13 protein-coding genes and 1 tRNA gene are annotated in these 19,699 nt (G+C 40.5%); 1 reads left to right on the top strand and 13 read right to left on the bottom strand.

Features of this window, described 5'->3' with window-relative positions; translation table 11 throughout:
- Nucleotides 1–11: 11 nt before the first annotated feature.
- The 10 genes from AC1XUD_RS07510 to AC1XUD_RS07465 all read right to left on the bottom strand — a co-directional run bounded on the left by AC1XUD_RS07510 (nt 12) and on the right by AC1XUD_RS07465 (nt 14,854).
- Nucleotides 12–3,113, bottom strand: coding sequence for a SusC/RagA family TonB-linked outer membrane protein (locus AC1XUD_RS07510; protein WP_483360358.1), 3,102 nt, complete (start codon nt 3,111–3,113; stop codon nt 12–14).
- A gap of 870 nt (nt 3,114–3,983) precedes the next feature.
- Nucleotides 3,984–5,279 carry an HlyD family secretion protein gene (locus tag AC1XUD_RS07505; RefSeq protein WP_483360357.1) on the bottom strand — a complete coding sequence of 432 codons (1,296 nt, stop codon included), beginning with the start codon at nt 5,277–5,279 and terminating at the stop codon, nt 3,984–3,986.
- A 4-nt stretch (nt 5,280–5,283) separates the two neighbouring features.
- Nucleotides 5,284–5,748 (bottom strand): hypothetical protein, encoded by a 465-nt coding sequence (locus AC1XUD_RS07500; protein ID WP_483360356.1) that lies wholly within the window; start codon nt 5,746–5,748, stop codon nt 5,284–5,286.
- A gap of 170 nt (nt 5,749–5,918) precedes the next feature.
- A complete protein-coding gene (locus tag AC1XUD_RS07495) occupies nt 5,919–6,122 on the bottom strand; it encodes a hypothetical protein (RefSeq protein ID WP_483360355.1) in 204 nt (67 codons plus the stop codon).
- A 110-nt stretch (nt 6,123–6,232) separates the two neighbouring features.
- The gene (locus tag AC1XUD_RS07490) at nt 6,233–8,647 is read right to left on the bottom strand and encodes a peptidase domain-containing ABC transporter (protein WP_483360354.1); all 2,415 of its coding nucleotides are present in this window, start codon (nt 8,645–8,647) and stop codon (nt 6,233–6,235) included.
- Complete coding sequence (locus tag AC1XUD_RS07485; RefSeq protein ID WP_483360353.1) at nt 8,644–9,783, bottom strand: glycosyltransferase family 2 protein; 1,140 nt, start codon at nt 9,781–9,783, stop codon at nt 8,644–8,646. Before AC1XUD_RS07485 ends, AC1XUD_RS07490 begins: the two co-directional genes overlap by 4 nt.
- A gap of 42 nt (nt 9,784–9,825) precedes the next feature.
- Complete coding sequence (locus AC1XUD_RS07480; protein ID WP_483360352.1) at nt 9,826–11,325, bottom strand: TlpA family protein disulfide reductase; 1,500 nt, start codon at nt 11,323–11,325, stop codon at nt 9,826–9,828.
- 257 nt (nt 11,326–11,582) lie between these two features.
- The gene (locus AC1XUD_RS07475; protein ID WP_483360351.1) at nt 11,583–11,825 is read right to left on the bottom strand and encodes a hypothetical protein; all 243 of its coding nucleotides are present in this window, start codon (nt 11,823–11,825) and stop codon (nt 11,583–11,585) included.
- A 108-nt stretch (nt 11,826–11,933) separates the two neighbouring features.
- Nucleotides 11,934–13,538: a vitamin K epoxide reductase family protein gene (locus tag AC1XUD_RS07470; protein WP_483360350.1), complete on the bottom strand. Its 1,605-nt coding sequence runs from the start codon at nt 13,536–13,538 to the stop codon at nt 11,934–11,936.
- A complete protein-coding gene (locus AC1XUD_RS07465; RefSeq protein WP_483360349.1) occupies nt 13,535–14,854 on the bottom strand; it encodes a glycosyltransferase in 1,320 nt (439 codons plus the stop codon). The genes AC1XUD_RS07470 and AC1XUD_RS07465 overlap by 4 nt, the downstream gene beginning before the upstream one ends.
- A 240-nt stretch (nt 14,855–15,094) precedes the next feature.
- Between AC1XUD_RS07465 and AC1XUD_RS07460 the strand changes: the two genes are divergently transcribed.
- Entirely contained in the window at nt 15,095–15,457 is a 363-nt protein-coding gene (locus tag AC1XUD_RS07460) for a helix-turn-helix domain-containing protein (RefSeq protein WP_483360348.1), read from the top strand.
- Nucleotides 15,458–15,504: 47 nt separating this feature from the next.
- On the opposite strand, the gene AC1XUD_RS07455 is transcribed toward AC1XUD_RS07460, so the two are convergent.
- The 3 genes from AC1XUD_RS07455 to AC1XUD_RS07445 all read right to left on the bottom strand — a co-directional run bounded on the left by AC1XUD_RS07455 (nt 15,505) and on the right by AC1XUD_RS07445 (nt 19,695).
- Nucleotides 15,505–15,578: transfer RNA gene (locus AC1XUD_RS07455), tRNA-Pro, on the bottom strand.
- A 268-nt stretch (nt 15,579–15,846) separates the two neighbouring features.
- Nucleotides 15,847–17,766 (bottom strand): AAA domain-containing protein, encoded by a 1,920-nt coding sequence (locus tag AC1XUD_RS07450; protein ID WP_483360347.1) that lies wholly within the window; start codon nt 17,764–17,766, stop codon nt 15,847–15,849.
- 645 nt (nt 17,767–18,411) lie between these two features.
- Nucleotides 18,412–19,695: an MFS transporter gene (locus AC1XUD_RS07445; protein ID WP_483360346.1), complete on the bottom strand. Its 1,284-nt coding sequence runs from the start codon at nt 19,693–19,695 to the stop codon at nt 18,412–18,414.
- Nucleotides 19,696–19,699: the final 4 nt, after the last annotated feature.

Below are 19,699 nucleotides of genomic sequence, written 5' to 3'. Positions count from 1 at the left end.
CTAGATTTCAATTAAAAGGTAAGGCTTAGACCAAGATTCCATACGCGTGGGCGTGGATTAGCAAAGAAGTCCAGGTTTTGCGAGAAGGAACTGTTAGCGCCGTAACTAGCGTTAAACGTATCAACCTCAGGATCATAACCAGTGTATTTCGTAATCACAAACAGGTTTTGAACACTTGCATAGATACGCAGCTTGCTTAGTTTTAGTTTTTCAAGCGCATTTTGTGATACGCTATAACCCAACGTTACATTCTGTGCACGAATGAAAGATCCGTTTTCAACCCACCAGGTATCGAAATGCGAATCCTGTGCGAATTTGTAATTACGGACCTGGCTGATCATTGTATTCTGATGATCCGGCGTCCATGCATCCAGTACGGTTGCAAGGCTGTTTGCGATCGTCTGACGGTCTTCCACTGAGTGTTTAAAGTTGGCTGCGGTGTTTATGCCTTCCACAAAACGGATATCAAAAGAAAAGTCAAATCCTTTGTATTTGAATGTACTGTTGAAGTTTCCAGTCCATTTGGGAGTAGTGCGACCAATGATGCTGTAATAGTTGCTGCCGTCAGCATTGTAGATATATTTTCTGTCGCCGGGTTTTAATCCATGCTCTGCTGCAAGTGCCGCTTCGTCGGTGCTGTAAGTTCCCAAACGCGTCATACCATATAACGATCCGATTGGCGATCCAACGCGAAGGACGTTGTTTTGCCCAAGGAAGTTTGGTCCCGGGAAGATATCCGCATTACCATTGTTCAGGGTCAGGATTTTATTGGTGTTAGCAGCAAATATGAAGCTGGTTGTCCACGTAAAATCTTTTTTCTGAATGTTTGTAGTATTCAAACTAACTTCAATCCCAGAATTCCTGACCGATCCAACGTTTTCATATACGTTTGAAGAACGCTGACCGGCGGACCATGGAATTGGTGCCTGAAGCAAAAGATCCTTAGTTGTACGATTGTAATAATCAACAGTCAGATCAATGTTTTCTCTGATACCCAATTCTACGCCTGCATCAAATTGCAGCGAACGCTCCCATTTCAGGTTAGGATTACCCAGGTAGTTGGGCGACAATACCGACTGCTGAGCTCCACCCAATACCACGGTGTTTGGCTGAATTTGCGCAATAGACTGATATTGACCAATTTCCTGGTTTCCGGATATACCGTAACTTGCCCGAAGTTTCAAATTGGTGATATTCTTGTTTCCTTTCAGAAAGTCTTCCTCAGAAACTCTCCAGGCAGCACCGACAGATGGGAAAAACGCGAATTTGTTGTTGGCTCCGAATTTGGATGATCCATCATAACGACCCGTCGCAGTGAACAAATACTTCTCATCCAGGTTATAAGTTAACCTCGCAAAGTACGAGTTCATAGACCACTGGTAGTCACTCGATGTCGAGCTGCTGCGAACAGAGCCCGAACCAAGCGTATGCCATGCGAAGATATCGTCAATGAAATTTTGCGTTTCCACAAAATCTGTTTCCTGATTGTAGCGCTGCCAGGAAGCTCCCAAGAGCGCAGTGAAGCGGTTTCTTTCATTGATCGTTTTGTTGTAAGTCAGATAGTTTTCAGACTGCCAGTAACTATTCAAATATCCTCTGATGTTCGCAACGCCACCCTGATCTTTTGATAAGTGGGCAAGATTTTGTGAAGAGAAATAGTTATTTTTCTGCGAATTCACATTGTACCCCAAGTCAGTTTTGAAGTCGAGCCCTTCGGCGATGTGGAACTGCATATAGGCATTCCCCAAGATCTGGAGGTTATTATTAATGGTATATCGGTTGTTTGCAATGTTTACCGGGTTCGGACCGCCTTCTAAGCCGGCGATGTCGTTGTTGCCGGCCCAGGTTCCATCCGGATATTTAACCGGTACGATTGGCACCTCCTCGGACACCATACGCGGAACATTCAAGCCTCCGTTTCCGTCGGATACCATCCTCTGCTTGCTCTTGATCAACGACAAGTTACCACCCACTTTCAGCCACTTGTTAATCTGATTATCGAGTGTAAATCTTACATTATATCTTTTGAACGCACTCGTGATCATGATACCATTCTGATCCAGATATCCCAGAGAAAGGCTATATTGGGTGGTTTTGTTACCACCCTGAAAGCTGAGATTATGACTGTTTGAAGTCGCAGGCTTATAAGTTTCTTTTTCCCAATTGGTATTGTAGAGTGGTTTATCGTTAGAATCAAACAACAATGGGAAATTTGTGTGGTTAAGAGCAGCTGGAGGTGCCCAAACACCACCGTTTGGATCGAACTTCGTTCCGTTGGCATATGCCTCGTTATATACCTTTACAAACTCATCTGAATTCAAGGTTTTTACGTGACGGTTCAAGTCGCTCACGTTCACATTTCCGTCATATGACACCTTCGTTCCGCCTTCTCTACCTCTTTTCGTAGATATCATGATTACGCCGTTTGCACCTCTTGCACCATAGATAGCAGTAGATGAGGCATCTTTCAATACCTCAAGAGAGGCGATATCGTTCGGGTTAATGCTGTTTGCATCGACACCAATCACACCATCGACTACATAAAGCGGATCAAGGCTTGAATTGATCGAACCCAAACCACGGACACGAACCTTTGCAGCGGCGCCCGGAGCGTTACTGTTCACGCTCACTTCAACCCCGGCAATTTTTCCCTGGAGCGCTTGTGATACGTTTGGAACCGGTTTGTCCATCAGCTGCTCTGCCTTGATAGTGGCAACAGCTCCCGTTAAATCAGATTTTTTAACCGTACCATAGCCGATTACAACCACCTCGCTCAGAACTTTTGTGTCGGCCTTTAATTGAACGTCAATCGTTGTTTTGTTTCCAACTAAAACCTCCTGAGTTTCAAATCCTACAAAGCTGAAAACCAGCGTCGCATTTTCTGGAGCATCGATTTCGTAACGGCCTTCCAAATCAGTAGATGCGCCGATGTTGGAGCCCTTAATTAACACATTCACGCCTGGCAATGACTGACCATTTCCAGCATCCGTTATTTTTCCTTTAACTGTAACATTCGCCTGTGCTGTAATGGAAATCAGCAGAGTCAAACAAAACAGAAACGCATTTGCGAGCCGGGCATTAGGCATGCCAGAACTTCTATATATTTTTTCCATTAGTTAGTAGATATTTGTTTTTCGAATTTTGGTATAAATAATTGTGAAACAGATATTTGAATTTTACAATTTGGAGGTCTGATGCAGTGCGAATATTTAAAACGCTTACTGACTAAAAATGTTAATTTCATTTTAATTTAATTTAGTGAATTTTAATCAGATTTTCTCGATTATAAACTTGTTTTGCTTGTCGTATATACAATTCCCAAACCCTTCCGACATTCATGTTGCTGATTGTATTGATCAATTCCATTTTCCGCAAACACATACTTGTAGACAGGTGGTCAGCTTGTAAATAACTTTTAAAACAGTATTTTTATATAGATTAAACCTTTTAGCTTGAATGAAAAATAACTTTGTTAGAATCCATGCTCACTAACAAAACCTGTGTTCTACAATAAACTACCCATTGTCGGGAAATCAGGAATTGATGTTTATCGGTGAAACTTGTCACAGATTGTATAGTAGTAGTTATTTCTTTAATATGATATTAATCTGATGATATGGTAGGTAATAGATAGTAAAATTGAATTCGTTAATTGTATTGGAAAAGTACAATTAGTTTTAGTTATGAGTTGCTTTTAAATTCAATCGGTCGGTTGATCTTCAATTTTCAGAGTTCGGAGTATGTGAACACGCATCATTTTTAGAATTCACAAATGTGACGATTGATGTCAAATGTATTATTTTACAAAAAATCGTAAACGAGATTTAATTTGTAATAAAGGAAGCTATATATATCGGAGGTCAATATAATGAACTGCGTTTGGGGGTAATTTTGGAATATTTATTGGCTGGGAATGGGTTGTTAAATTTTCGGTGAGACAGCGGAGGATATTTGTTACGCAGATTGAAGTACGGATCTTTAAACTACTTTCCGCCATCGCGCACGCCAGAAAGAAACCTTTCTATCAAGCGTCTGTCGGCAGTAATAATTTCAGCCGTACCTTTCAGACCATTTCGATATGTCAGATTTTTACCATATCTGGTTTGTAGCTGATGTGGTAATGCTACGTATCCCCAGTAGACAGTGTCTTTTCCTGGCGTTGAAGAAAGTCTAGACAAATTTCCTTCGACCATCCCAAACTCACGATAAGGGTAACCGTCTAGTTTTATCAAGATTGTTTGCCCTTCCTTTACCTTACCTAGATTTGCCTGGGGGATTTTTACCAAACCTTGAAACGTTCCTCCTGACGGTTCAACGGTGAGAAGTTCTTGTCCGACGGCTATATGTTGCTGTTCTTGCCATGGAGCTGCAAATGAAACACGCCCGGAAACTGGTGCTGTCAATACATACCGTTGTTCCCACAATTCTATACTGCTTCGGAGTGATTGTAGGGATTGAAGGAAACCATTTTTGTGCTCTGATATTGAGTTGTCTAGTTCCAGAATTTCCTTTTGTTTAGCAGTTTGAGTAGATCGGTTTTGAATCAATGCTGAGGACAAATTTTTGAGTGGCATTTCTCTTGCCAAAAGCTTTGCCTTTTCTCTTTTATATTCTAAGGGTGCTATAACTTTATCATTGTGCAATTTCTCTTGCACTTTAAATTCGTCCTGAGCGAGCGCAAAATCACGATTTTGTAGTTCGAGTTGTTCGGTGATATTTGCTTCCAAGGCCTGTAGGTCATCTATATCATCTAACAATAGCTTACGTTTCTGAAGATAATACCCGCCTCTTAAAAAGGTTTTCAATTCCGCTAGTTTTTGTGCGAAAGTCTGAAAATCATTTTGAGCCTCGCCGAGCTGGTTGTAAGAATTGACACGCAACTGATTAACATCTTCCCATCTGTCTTGCTGTATGGAAGCAGTGAATTTTTTAATATCTCTGTCTAATTGAAGAACTTGCTCATGATTTCCTGTACTTTCCCCGAAAGCCAATACCTGGCCGAGGGTAACCATCTGCCCATCTTTTACCAGCAACCGCTGAAGTTTCCCTTCCGACCGCACGATCACTGCTCTTGGCGCTTCGTTTGCTGTTAAAGTAAACGCTGCGGGAACAACATCAGGATATTTTATAAGCCAGCAACCAGCAAGAAGCACAATCAACAACACGAAAAAAAGTGTAATACCCCATTGTATCAGCCAGTGTGGCGGACGGCGGATAATCTCGTGGACTTCCTCGCTGTGGAGTTCCGGGAAGGGGGTGATGGGCTTCAGTGTATTCACTTAATTATTCGATATTTATTTCAAAACGTCTGGTTTTGGGAGAAACCGTACCGCTATTTATATCCTGCCTAACAACCGTGTATTTTAAAATTCCCGTTAATATGAATGGCTTTTTCCTGACAATAAGTGTTTGTTTCATAAGTATGTTTTCTCTAAATACCTTTGTATTCGTTTTAAGGGCGCGGTCATAGTAATTTGTTGCATTAAATGATTTTAATTTTGAAACCAGCTCAAATGATGAGTTTGCTTCAAGGAAAAGACTGGCAGGATCCACGTATTCCGTCGAATCTGAATCGGAGGCATAAACATACCAGTCATTATTAATTTTTCCGGCAAACTCTACTTGAATTGTATCTCCGATTTTTGCTTTTTTGACAGTGGCGATACTCCATTTTACAGGATGGGCATTCTGAGCAAATGTTGTGGCAACAGTGAAGAGTGCAATTGATATAAAAATATATTTTCGCATAAAATAGTAGTTTTAGGAGGCCGTCTCAGAAACAAATTTCGAAAATTTTATTCCGAAGCGGCCTCGTTTTGTTTAATTAAGTTCTGCTCAAAAACCTGAGTGAAGCATCCTAGTCAATAGTTCGCAGAACTATATTTGGCTGATTTTCATTTTATACAGCCTCAATGATTCTAACAGGTTCCGGCATTATAGGTGACACTCATAGCATAGTTGCCATACTGTTTGGTTTTATGCGCCATTCTCCACGCGGAATCCTTGCTAGTTGCGCAGAAAACTTGTTGATTCCCGTTGTTTTTGCTACTTCCTTGGCCGTTGTGAACCCAGACGTCATAGTGTGCAGGCATGCATTTTTCTGCGCCAACAACATTTTTCATTTCAGATCTTGTTAAAGCGAAGGCACTAAAATTTAGAAGACTCATTTTTGTAATTGTTTAATTTTGAAAGGTATAACATATGATTTTCGAAAATCCAAAATTTGAAAATATCAACCCTCCGCCAACTCAAGCTGATTACTTACTAGTTCAAAATATTTCCCTTTTGCGATAACCAGTTCAGCATGTGTTCCTGTTTCAACAATTTGACCCTTTTCCATTACGATAATCTGATCTGCATGTTTCACGGTACTGAGCCTATGTGCAACTACAACTACCGTTCGGCCTTTGAAGAATTCTTCCAAATTACTAATAATTACCGCTTCGTTATTTGCATCCAGTGCATTGGTAGCTTCGTCGAAAAGTAAAAGTTGCGGATTTTTATAAACCGAGCGCGCAATTAATATCCTTTGTTTTTGCCCCTGGCTGATACCATTTCCTTCTGCACCAATTTTTGTGTAATATCCTAACGGAAGCGATTCAATGAATTGATGAATATTGGCCATATGCGCGGCCTGATATAAACGGTTTTGGTCTATCACTTCATCACTTACAGCTATGTTGCGGGCAATGGTGTCTGAAAAAATAAAACTTTCCTGCATTACTACACCGCATTGTTGCCGCCATGCCCTGTGTGAGATATATTTCAGGTCGAGCTGACTTCCTAATGGCTGGACCATGGGTTTTGGTAAACTTTCAGCCCCAATTCTTTTAATGGTTTCAGTAGCTTTTAAAGAAATATTGCCGCTTTGAGGTTCGTAAAACCGGAGCAATAATTTTAGTAAGGTTGTTTTACCACTGCCACTTGTACCTACTATGGCAGTCGTTTTTCCATATGGTATCGTTAGATTTATTTTTTTTAATACAGGATCATTTCCTGCACCTGGATAGGTATACGTAAGATCATTAATAGTGATATGCTGATTTTCATCCCACTCTTTTCGCTTTTGTTCACCAGCGGGTTCTTCATCTGCAAGCTCGTGTACTTCATTTAATCTTTCCAGGCTTATCTGCGCATCCTGCCATGACTGTAAAAAGCCAATCATTTGCTCTATGGGGGCATTAAATTGTCCCAGGATATACTGCACAGACATCATGCCGCCCAACGAAAGTTGCCCATCGACCACAGCCTTGGCAGCTAAAAAAGTAATGAAAATATTCTTTCCGTTATTGATTAGTAATGCGCCTGCTTGCTGAAATTGAGAAAGCGACAGGCTCCGCACATTCCACTTAAAGAGTTTGGCTTGTGTCCGCTCCCATTGCCATCGTTTGGGCGTTTCCGCACCAGAAAGCTTGATATCCTGCATTCCCTGTATCAGCTGAACGATCTGGCTTTGGTTACGCGACGAAATATCAAATCGCTTAGTATCCAGTTTTCTGCGTTGTTTTAGAAAAAGGATTACCCAAAATGCATACAAAATGGAAGCCCCGACCGCAACAGCAAAGATGGAGAAATGATAATAAGCCAATATAAAACCAAAAACCACAAGATTGAAAAGTGAAAACAAAATGCTGAGTGTCTGTCCCGTTAAAAAAGATTCTATCCTGTGATGATCTCCAATCCGCTGCATGATATCGCCAAACTGTTTCACATCGAAAAAGGAAACGGGCAACCGCATCAATTTTGACAGGAACTCAGATAATATGGTGAGATTTAGCCTGGTACTGATATGCAACAAAATCCAGCTTCGCAAAAAATCTACGGCCGCCGTGCTGCACATCAACACCGTTTGGCCAATGAGCACCATATACATAAACGAAATATTCTGCGTGCCGATACCGACATCCACAACCGACTGGGTCAAAAATGGGAATCGAAGTGACAGTCCACTTCCAACTAGCATCCCCAGACCCAACTGAACAACAAGCTTTTTATATTGCCAAAGATATCCCAATAACTGCCCAAACCGTAGCCCATTGACTTTTTCCCCTTGTTCTTCGTAAAATCGGGCAGTAGGTTCTAGCAACAATGCAAGGCCTTCTTTTTTGTTATCGGTATTGCCCGCCAGCCAGTATTTTTCGAATTCTTCAGCGGTATAGGTGATCAAGCCTCTTGCAGGATCTGCTATATGAAAAACTTGATTACGAACTTTACCCTCAGTGGGTTTTATGTGCTGGGTTGGCTTGTTAGTTGAAATACCCGTATTTTTGAAAAAAACCGAATCTATGTCAACCGATGGCTTACGCCCACCCCAAATTTTAGCTAATGCCCCTCGTCCAACTGCCGACTGACTACTGCCGATGCCATAAAGCACTACAAAGTGATTGTGCCCCCAATGCAGTACACACGGAAGTGGAGCTTCTTCTATCAACTTTTCTAAAGTGACCTTCACGCCAATAGTACGAAAGCCAATTGCTTCAGCTGCCTCGGCAATACCAAGCAGGGAGACGCCTTCCCGGCTTACTTGGGCTTTTTCTCTTAGACTTTGTGCAGTATAATGTCGTCGGAAATGCTTTGCCACCATGCGTAAGCAGGTTGGGCCGCAGTCCATTTGGTCTAGTTGTTTATAGTGTGGGAAGGGTTTCATATTGCTTCCTCTTTTCTCTCTATTTTCCGAGCAAAAGCATCAAATTCAAGAGTTGTTTTCATTAAGCCAAGTTCAAGTAATTGTAGCGAATCGATGAATTTTACGGAACCTGAGTAAACAAATTTAATGTTAGGAGACTGTTCTAATGTTTTATTGAATATTTTATAATAGAATGCTCCTCCAAAGTGTTCTTCACGTTCACATTCTTCTTTCACTTCCGGTATAAAATCCTGAAGAAACTTCGTATGAAAGACCACTCCTTGTATGTCACTTACCTGAGAATTATTTATTGCGTGCATTCCTTGCACCAAATACCCCCGAGCATTGTTTTTAAAAAGTGAAATTTTTGAAAGTATTGAAGGTGGGTTGCTAATCCCAAAAATCCTATCGCGCATTCCTCCACTTAAAATCGATGTTGTGAACGATTTCATTGACTTTCTGTCGTAAAAAGTAAATAATTGAGAAAAGTACTCAGGATCGAAATATCTGAGAACTTCCAAAGGATTTTGGCCAGGAACATAATATGAATTATCAATTGAGCCTTCGGGATACATATCGAGTAGGAAGGAAGATACCGCTGTTTTGTTACAGGAATCCAAATATTCGATCAAAGTGGTTAATGATAGTTTTTTGGAATTTGGATATTCAAATAATTCATCAATATCAACTACTACGCACCAATGCCCTTTGCCATATCTATCCAGTAAATATTCCATCCATAACCAATGATCCTTGTATGGTTCCTCTGTGTAAAATAAGTGAGCCAGATCCTCCGACTGAACAATACTCATGGATAAATCGGTTGATCCATTGTCAAGAAAAAAAAAGCGATTAACTCCTATTTTCTTATAGTAGCTAATAAAATGAGGCAATCGTAGAGCCTCATTTCGCATAATGGCAAACAATCGAATTTCATCAAGTTTATTAGGAACTCTCTTTGTGTCTACTTTATGTATCTTCTTGGCAATTTTTTTACGAATTATAGAAAGATTTAATGTACTTTTATATCTAGCAATATACTCTTTAATATTTAACACTTTTTCCAAAATAAAGTATTTAAAGTTGGAATATTTCATGCGTTTCGATAAATTTATATAATGAATATTTTCATATGTATTTATAATTTGAATTCCCATGAAATTGAAGTGTGTATTGATAGTTAAGATTTATTAATTTGTTCAGTAATTAGTATTTTTTTCTAGTTTTATCAATAGATTTTCAGTTTCGGAATTTTCTGGGCGTGGAGCATTGCCATAAATCAACTTTCCTGTCTTGTCAAAAATCATATACCTCGGTATTTCTGATAGCTTATTTTTTGTAAAGAAGTCTGATGTTTTATAGTTCGTTATTAAATAGCTATGGTTTAGTTGAGTTAATCCCTCTTTCGAACTTGCATTCTGCCAAGCCATTATTTTATCATCAATTGACAGATACACGAAAGCAATATTTTTATCTTTTAGTTTTTTTCGTAGTTTATGTGACGCAATCATGGATTCTCTGCATGGTCCACACCAACTTGCCCAGAAATCGACATATACTATTTTTCCTTTATTAGCGTCCAATAATTTTTTAAATGTCAAATTTGTTTTCTTATCGTTAATCAGGTATAGGGAATCTTTTCCCTTGTATGTGCTATTGATAACTATGGGAAATTCTTGTCTTATTCTATTTGAAAGTAACGTGTCTTTAAAAGTATTGGAGAATTTTAATAGGTAAATATCTAAGTCTGACTCTGGAAATATATTCCCTATTTTTATTAAATATTGGTACAGAAGATGTTTTTTATAAAAATCGTTGATTTTGTTCCATTCTTTTGTTCGATCGTATACTTCTCTATAGTCGACTTCTTTACCATTTTTATATGGTATTGTCTTCGATGTTTTTACGTTGACACTATCAGATATAGATTCTAAAAATTCTAAAAAATAAGAGTAGGGTATTTTGGTATGAACTGACTTTTGTTCTTCGAGAATATTTTCAATTGTAGATTTACTAAGTTTATGTTGTTCGAAGTCTATTTTGGCAATTTGATAAAATAATTTGTCCAACAATAAATCGATTGTAGCTGACTCTTGGCTAAAAGATGTTTTTAATTTTATCAGATATTTTTGTTCATTTTTTAAGGAATCTATTACGGTTTGATACCACTTTGATTTTATTTTATTTTCTAAGAATAATTCTTCTATTTTATTGATTTCTAAGTACGTATTGGAATATATGTCGTATGCGGTCTTATGTTCAGGTCCTCCTTTTCTTAGGATTCTATAGTATTCGTAATTTAGTAAACTATCCAATTTGGTTGACCTACCAGACACATATGGAATACCATTTTTAAATTTAAAATTAATTACATCTCCGTTTCCAACTACATAATGGATTGGCTCCTTAGTTAACTTATATCGAAACTCGATGGCGATGTTTTTACTATTGGTGAAAAATACAATTGTGTCTTCTTTTAAGAATTTTGGATTGAAATTGTATTTGTTGAAATTATCGAAAATTGAAATTTGAGGGCGACTGTCTTTGATCTCAAATTTGGGAAATGGAGATATTCTTCTTTCATATATTGGGATGCTGTCAAACACCATAATTATTTTATTGTCTATTTCTTTAGTATAACTTTGGCAACAACAAGTGAGAGAAATAAATATCAATGATAAAAAGGAAATAAATTTCATAACTTTAGCTTAGTTGAATGTGTAAACTATGATTATTGATCTATAAATTATCTCGCCAGCTATAAAAAATTTAAAAGTCAGGTATATTTTTTGGATAAGCGACTAGATTGTTTATTTTATATCTTTTTATGGTGCGGTGTTTCCGTAATTTGAAGGAAAGCTCCAAGTGATTTGCTTGGAGCTCTGAACTGTTTTCCTAACATTATTTGAGGGAGACTGATTTCGATCCCTTTTAACTGAAGTTAGGCGTCATAATATCAATACCATGAAGCACTTGAACAAGAATTACAACACCAGTTCGCTCCGCTGTTGGAACCAATTTTTTTTGCGGTATTATAACTTGTACTATAGCATGTGACAGTTTTTGTTCCATTGGAGTTATATTCCCACTGAAGCGAATTGCAGCTATAAGGAATACCGCCGCCGCCACCACCACCACCACCACCGGAAGATGTAGTCCATGTTACCGCACAACTACCGCCCCCCAAAATATTCTTCATTTCTTCCCTTGTTAAGGCAAGGGCGCTAAAGCTTGATAGAGTCATAATTTCTAAATATTAAATGTTTAAAATATATTCATTGATTTTCGAAAATCCTTATGGAGTTGATTAGGTGTTATTTGCTTGATTTAGGGCCATTACAATACCGCCTAGTTCGTTTATTTGAAAGGCTCCTGGCAAGAGAACGCCATTAATAAATACAGTAGGGGTTGAGGTAATATTAGCGAGCTCACACCACCGTGCGTAAAGCCGGAATTGCTCTTGGTGGACCGGCGTTTGTTCAAATGGATATTGTCTTAACCATTTTTCGGTGTCCTGCCGGTTGTCATGATACCAAGAATTCATCAGAGTTTGTAACTGGCTGGCCGGTGCCTCTAAAAATTTATTTGCAACCCGCATAGCGTTGTTTGGCCCAAGAAAAATAAATTGGGTTTGGAACTGGTTATTTTTTTCAATCAGTTGGTTTATCTCAATGTGCATTTTGGCGCATGGACCACAGAGTGGATTCGTTACTACAGTTAATATGTGTGGAGCTTCAGGATTACCGAGTTGTACAGTATTCATATTTTTGAATATGGGTGGCATCTTGCGTTGGTTTTGAAACACCATTTGGACATATCCCTCACTGAACTTTAGCTTTTGTAGCTCTTTTCTTAAGCCAAACACCTGAGTCGCCTGTATCATAGGGGATTTGAGTAATACCCATATGAGAGATGGAAGGAGGAACGCTATTGCCAATAGTGCAATGGTTTGTGTACTAAATTTCGGGCTTATTTGTGAGTAATTGATAAACACCCAAATACCCTCCAACCAGAGTGTCACTTGAACGGCCATGCATAGTTTACACCACTGGTTGGCTATTACTTTTTGATAGTAAAGTGAGTACAATGTATATGGTAATGCCAGCGAACTTAGGACAGCAAGGATAAAGACTACACCGCTATCTTTGGCTAGGATACTTAGTTTAAGCCCCAGTAGTCCTCCAGAAAAGTAAATGTTACCTATATCCGACCATGATAGCCATGGAGTTAATTTGGCCGCATTAGATTGCAAGATACTGTTGCAATTATTGGAGTTTCCTATTTGGCAAAAGTTCTGCAAGAATGGATTTTGAGAATCGAGAGTCTGCCATAACAATAGACCGCTGAGTAATGACCCTACTAATTTAAGCCCTGATAGTAGAAGGAGGTTTGTATTTGGAGTGTAACCCCAAAATAGGCCAATCAGGATGGACAAAAAAAGCAGGGTGCCTCCAATGAGAAAAGGTTTCCGTGCCGTTGCACCCCATTGTTCCTTCTTCCTTTTGGCATAGTCAATCTCGCCTGATTGCTCATTCGGTTCGATTAATAGCGTAACTCCGTCCCATTTTTGTTGGAAGTTTTTCAGGCTTTCTGTTTGCCATCCCGCTTGGGTATCCAGCCAAGTGATGCTTTCATTTTTGACAGACTTGATGGGGGCTAGTAGCCCACCTTTAATTTTAAGGTATGCCAATGCGGGCAAGGGTATTTCTTTAATTTGGTCAGGATGTAATCGGGTAGCCAAATTATCTACATTCCAATCAGATAATGCATCGCTTACGGCTGCCATGCTTGGGAAATCGGGATGCAAGCAAAGCCCTTCGGTTACAGCTTTAGATGTAACTTTTACTTTGGCGGCCCAAAGTAAGTATTCTATGGCGTCTTTTGCGTTTTTCTCGGAGGGGTTTAAATTCATAAGTAGTCGGTTGATGGCTTAAAAACAGTTGCCAGTTTGCTAATGGGATACTTTGAGGCATAAGCGTTATTAAATACGGATATGTTGTTTTTGTATTTTTCATCGGCTAGCAGCTGAAACATTTTCCTTTTCATATCAACGCTCCGCTCAAACTGAAACACTCCCCTTAACCCAAGCCCATGATGTTCCACCTTCAACCCATTTCCGTTCTGATCATAATGCAGATCCAGTGGATACACCAACATAGGAACTCCATAATAAATACTTTCCTTTATCGATCCCAATCCGCCATGAGTCACAAACAAATCGGCATGTTTTAATACCTTTAACTGCGGAACACGGCTGAACATGTGGATGTACGCGGGTATTTTCCTTTGGTAATTGAGCGTTTCGATCACGAGTTTGTTTACTGAGAAAATCGCTTGCACATTTTCTAAACCTTCTATTGCGTCAAGTAATTTGTTCAAGAAATCTAGTAAAGCCTTGTCTGAACCTTGATAAAAGGTGCCAAAGGTGCAATAAATCAGTCGGGTATCTTTTCTTGTTTCCTCCTGAATTTTACCAAACCGCCTATCGAAAGACGTGTCCAGTTCTGTGTCTTGTCTATTTTCATTGATGCACAAACCCATATAATACTGGTTAGGCTTACGCACGTCTGCCGAAAATTCCAGCTCCAATGGGGCAAGGATAATTTCGGGTATATTATCAAAAAGCAATGCACTGGTTTTGTCTCTTGCTATCGGATGTTCCTTGGCAAATCCGTCGACATTTGTTAAGAACTGAACCTGTCGATCCAGTTCTTTTGATATCAAAGCATCAACCGGCCTGGATAGCCAGTATTTTAATGGGATACCTTTTTTCTTTTCTGGGATCTGAGGTTTTAACGTCTGTTCTGGCCAGTGCCCTTGTTCAACCGTTGGAAATCCATTGATGCGATAGGTGGACAGCATTGGATTTAAAAACACCAGTTTAGTGTCCTTGTATTTTGGGTAAAGAACTAGTATATCCGAGCTGTTGAAGATATCAATGAATACCACAGATGGTTTGATTCGATCAATAATCTGGCTCAATTCCTCTTGTCGAAATTGAAAAATTTCATTTTTTCTGATACTCTGAAGGACGTCCCATTTACTACGTCTCTTTTTCTTCTCATACACAAATTGCCCTTCCATTCCCAGGCAGACCCGAAAGCTACTAGTCAGGATCGCATTATACCCCTGTTTTACTACGATCTCCTCTAATACTTCCGTAGTTACAGCAAAATGAATGTCATACTCATCGGCCAATAAGTCTGCCAGATACAATGCCGGTATCACATGGCTGCGAATAGAGGCGGGTAGGAACAACAAGTTTTTCTCATGGCTAATCAGTCAACAGGCCAAAAGTAAATTTAATCTGGATTTAATGCTGTTTAAGAATTCGATCAATTGGCAATAAAAATTCGATCAAATTCTTTTTTGTTACCGGTGAGTAAATAAAGCTTGTGAGCTTTCAGTAGAAATTTTTCTTTTACTGTCTTATATACTTTTGATACTTCATACATCAACAAACTAGTCATGGAAATAGGAACTCTTTTACGCAAAATGCGTGACTCGAAAAGATTAACTACCCGAGAAATTGCAGATAGGGTTGGCGTAGGACATAGTACCTACATAGATTGGGAGAATGATAAGAGAACTCCAACTCTCAAGGTGTATGTTAAACTGGCTAAAGCATTTGACGTTTGCCCAATTGAACTCATGTCTTATCTGATCGGGGAGTCTGATCAACCTTATACAATGGAAGAGAAGAGTTCAGTATCAGAGCTTCGCGCGGTGGCTTCATATTTGCAGAAACACAACAATCTTTTGATGGAAAGTAATGAAGAGGTAATTAAAGAATTACGCGACCTTAAAGAACAAATTAAAAGAAGACTGTGAATTCCATATAAAATCAAAAAAGCCCGATCCTAAGATCGAGCTTTTTGTCGGGGAGACAGGATTCGAACCTGCGACCCTCTGGTCCCAAACCAGATGCGCTACCGGGCTGCGCCACTCCCCGAATTCACTTCCTTTGCTCGTCGAAACAACCCAAAGACCGTGCGTATCGGGGTGCAAATATAGAAAAGTAAATTTCAATATACCAAATAGGGGCGATAATTATTTCGAAATATTTTTCGGGTTATCGGTTCAAGTGTTTAAACGCAGAGTTAAGAGAGTATAGCGCAGAGTGGCGTGGAGTTTTTATTCACTGCGTAACTCTGCGCTATACTCCGTTAACTCTGCGTTTAATTTATATCTTAACACCTCTAACGACTAACAAATTAACTTTATTCCATAAACTCCCACGCACTATGATATCCTCCCGCGTTCTCAGCATATTCAACAAAACCTTTGTAAAAATCATAAATTGAAAGTGTGGCGCTGTCGCCGATGACTACAAGCTTTTTACGGGCGCGTGTCATGGCTACGTTCATTCTTCGTAAGTCTGAGAGGAAACCGATGGTTCCTTCCGTGTTGCTTCTGGTCATGCTAATCAAGACCAGATCGCGTTCTTGACCCTGGAAACTGTCGATGGTGTTGACGGATATATAAGCCAGATAAGGTTTAAGATCAGCTACATGATTTAATTGTTCTTTTAGCAGTTGGATTTGCTGCTTATAAGGAGATATGATGCCAATAGACGGGAAATTGGCCATCAATGAAGCTTCCGTGCTATGAGATGCCTTGAGATCTTCAACAAGCCGACTAAGGAAACGGTATAGGAACGCGGCTTCTTCCGGATTGGTTGAACTGGTGCCTTCCAGTTTTTCGTCAAAACCACAGCCTGCCGTATCTATGAACGTCAATGGCTGATCTCCGTCGAACAACACATGTTTAGCGACAGAGGTATGCGCCCGGAGTTTGTTTTGATAAAATACCTTCGAAGAATAACCCATGATGGCCTCATTCATCCGATATTGTTCATCGAGCAATACAACGGCTTCTGGATGGGTTCCTATGCATTTTTCTAGCAACGTATATTCCAATCCGCCTTTGGCCGCTTCGACAGATTTGATGGTTGGAGGCAATTGAAATGGATCTCCGGCTAAAACCACCTTTTGCGCTTTCAGGATCGGAATCCAGCAGGCAGGTTCCAGGGCCTGACCTGCTTCGTCGATGACAACCGTATGATAGTCGAATTCACGAACGGAGTAATGATTTGCACCCACGAGCGTCGCCGTCACAACCTGCGTTTTGGTCATCAGATCGGCGATGATATATTCCTCGGTTTTGCCTACATCCTTCATTATCTTGTGCGCTTCATCGAAAAGAGCTTTGCGTTGTTCTCGCTCGGCTTTTCCAAAGTTGCGCTTGTACTTATGAGCCATATTTTTGAACTCATTCGCCCGCTTTTTCAAGGTTTTGATATCCTTCATGGCGGGATGATTGGCCATTTTTTGTTCCATTGTCAATGACTGGAGCTTTTCAGAAACCCTCGCCGGATTCCCAACCCGAAGTACATTCAAACCCGTTTCAGATATTTTTTCGCTCAGTAAATCCACAGCTGCGTTGCTGGGTGCGACAACCAATATTGGTTTGCTATCCGTTTTCGACAAAGCCTTAATTGCCTGCACAAGTGTGGTCGTTTTCCCAGTCCCCGGAGGACCGTGGACAATTGCCAACTCGTTCGCTGATATGATGCGGTTGACTGCCTCATTTTGAGACGGATTCAATGCAGAAGAGTTGAATATATAGGTTTCTGTTTGAAATGTAGGAGTGATTTCTCCTGTAAGAATATTTATCAGTCTCCCCTTTTTAGTATCTAGAGAAAGCTCACCTGCTTTTTTTAATGCACCTTCCATTTCGTCGTAGCTGTTGTCATCAAACAACAGATCGATACCCAATTTGCCGTTCTGAGCCCAATCCGGCAATTCGTCGGTGCGGAGCGTGATTTTCAGGCGATTTCCGTTTACATAGTTAACGACGCCTTCGGTACGGTCATTCTTGGCATCGTGATTTGAGAAAAGCACGGCTGGTATACCTGAACGCATTTGATGGATAATGTCATGGTGCGTAGTGCGTTCTAGTTCAACAGTCAGATAATCGCCGCGGCTCATTTCTGAACCTCTTATGGCAATTGGATACCAGGCGAGTCCATTGGCTCGCCGGTCTGAAACAGAGGAATTTTCAATTAATTTCAGATAGGACGTTCTATCTTCTTCACGCTCAATTTTTAGCAGACCCAGCAGCTTTTTAAAATAATCCATGCTGCAAAGGTACGGCGTTTGTTTTTAAACGCAGAGTTCATGGAGTGGCTCGCTGAGTTACGCTGAGTTTTTTCTTTTCGTGGAATTTAACCGCGATAGACGCAATGGGTTACGCAATGGACGCAATGGTTTTGATAAATGTAAACTTTGGAGACCAAAAAATATACGCTTTAAGGCAAGTTAATTGAAGGTCAAAATTCTCCTTTGCGCCCCTTGCGAAAACTGTCGCGTCCATTGCGGTTACAAAAACTTTACCCTTGAACAAACCAACGCAGCAGAGTTACGCTGGGTTATAACTTTCTGCGAAACTCAGCATAAAACTCCCTAGCCTCTGCGTTTAAGAATTTTACTTGAATTGAGCTGAGATTTTTCTTTTCATGGAATTTAACCTCGATAGGCGCAATGGGTTACGCAATGGACGCAATGGTTTCGATAATATATATTGGAGACTGGAATAGAGATACTATATTTCTTGATACGCTGATTTTTACCTTTCTGCGAAACTCAGCGTAAAACTCCTTAACCTCTGCGTTTAAGATTAATCGAAGGGCATAATTCTCCATTTGCGCCCCTTGCGAAAACTATCGCGTCCATTGCGGTTACAAAAACTCAGCGCAATACTCCGTAACCTCTGCGTTTAAATCTTTACCGCAGCTCCTCCAAAGTCACTTTCCCGGTCTTTCGGGTGAGCAGGTGAATGATGAGCCAGGCGACTAGATAGGTTAACCCGCAAATCGTGAACAGTATATTATACCCTTCCGATAACTTTCCGACAGCTTTGTAGCTATCCAGCAAACCACCGACTAACATCGGAAAAAGGATGCCGCCAACTGCCCCGGCCATACCCCCGATACCGACTACGGAACTCACGGCCTGTTTCGGAAACATATCTGAAGGCAGCGTGAATACGTTTGTTGCCCATGCCTGGTGCAGCGCCACCGCAAAACTGATCAACCCGACGGCAACCCAAACATCCGGAGCAAACTGGATCAATATCACACTCAATTCCAATACTGCAAAAACCAGCAATACCGCCTTTCTCGCCTTGACCGTTTCCCATCCTCTTTTGATCAAAATCGAAGAGAAATAACCGCCTGTGATACTACCTACCGTGGTAGCAGTATATATCAGCATCAGTTCCAAACTTGGTTTTTTAAGATCCAGACTAAAAGTTGAGGCGAAATAGGAGGGTAGCCAGAAAAGGAAAAACCAGTAGATCGGATCAATCAAACCCTTGCCGGTGATATAAGCCCAGGTTTGCCGAAAAGTAAAAAGCTTGATCCAGCTGACTACATTTTTTTCTTCTACAACGTTATCATCCTGACCAGCAATAATGTATTCATATTCTTCCTTCGAGAGCCGTTTTTGGTTGGCAGGGATATCATAGAGCCATATCCACAAAACCAGCCAGACAAATCCAAGTCCGCCGGTGATCCAGAAAACCTCCTGCCATCCGAAATGCGTTAATATCCAGGGGACAATCAGCAAGGCCACGACCACGCCAATACTTGTTCCAGCGTTGAAAAGTCCGGTTGCCAGCGCACGCTCTTTTTTGGGAAACCATTCTGCTACAGTCTTCACTGCCGCCGGATAATTTCCGGCTTCTCCCAAGCCCAATCCAACCCGCGCAATTCCGAATCCGAACGCGCTTCTCGCAAGTGCGTGCAGCATCCCCGCTATACTCCAGAACACTACCGTCAAAGAATATCCGACCTTGGTTCCTATTTTATCAATTAGCCAGCCAAAGAAGAGTAGACCGATGGCATATGCCGCAGTGAAGGCCATTACGATCCTGGCGAAATCCGTTTCCGTCCAGTTAAATTCTTTCTCCAAAATCGGTTTTAAAAGTCCGATAATCTGGCGGTCGAGGTAATTTATGGTCGTAGCGGCGAACAATAGGGCAACAATGATCCAGCGATAGTTCTTCATAAAA

The sequence above is a fragment of the Dyadobacter sp. HNCC25DJ184 genome, assembly GCF_056895215.1.
Note: the sequence above shows the minus strand (reverse complement) of the source record. Positions and strands in the feature narration are given on the sequence as shown.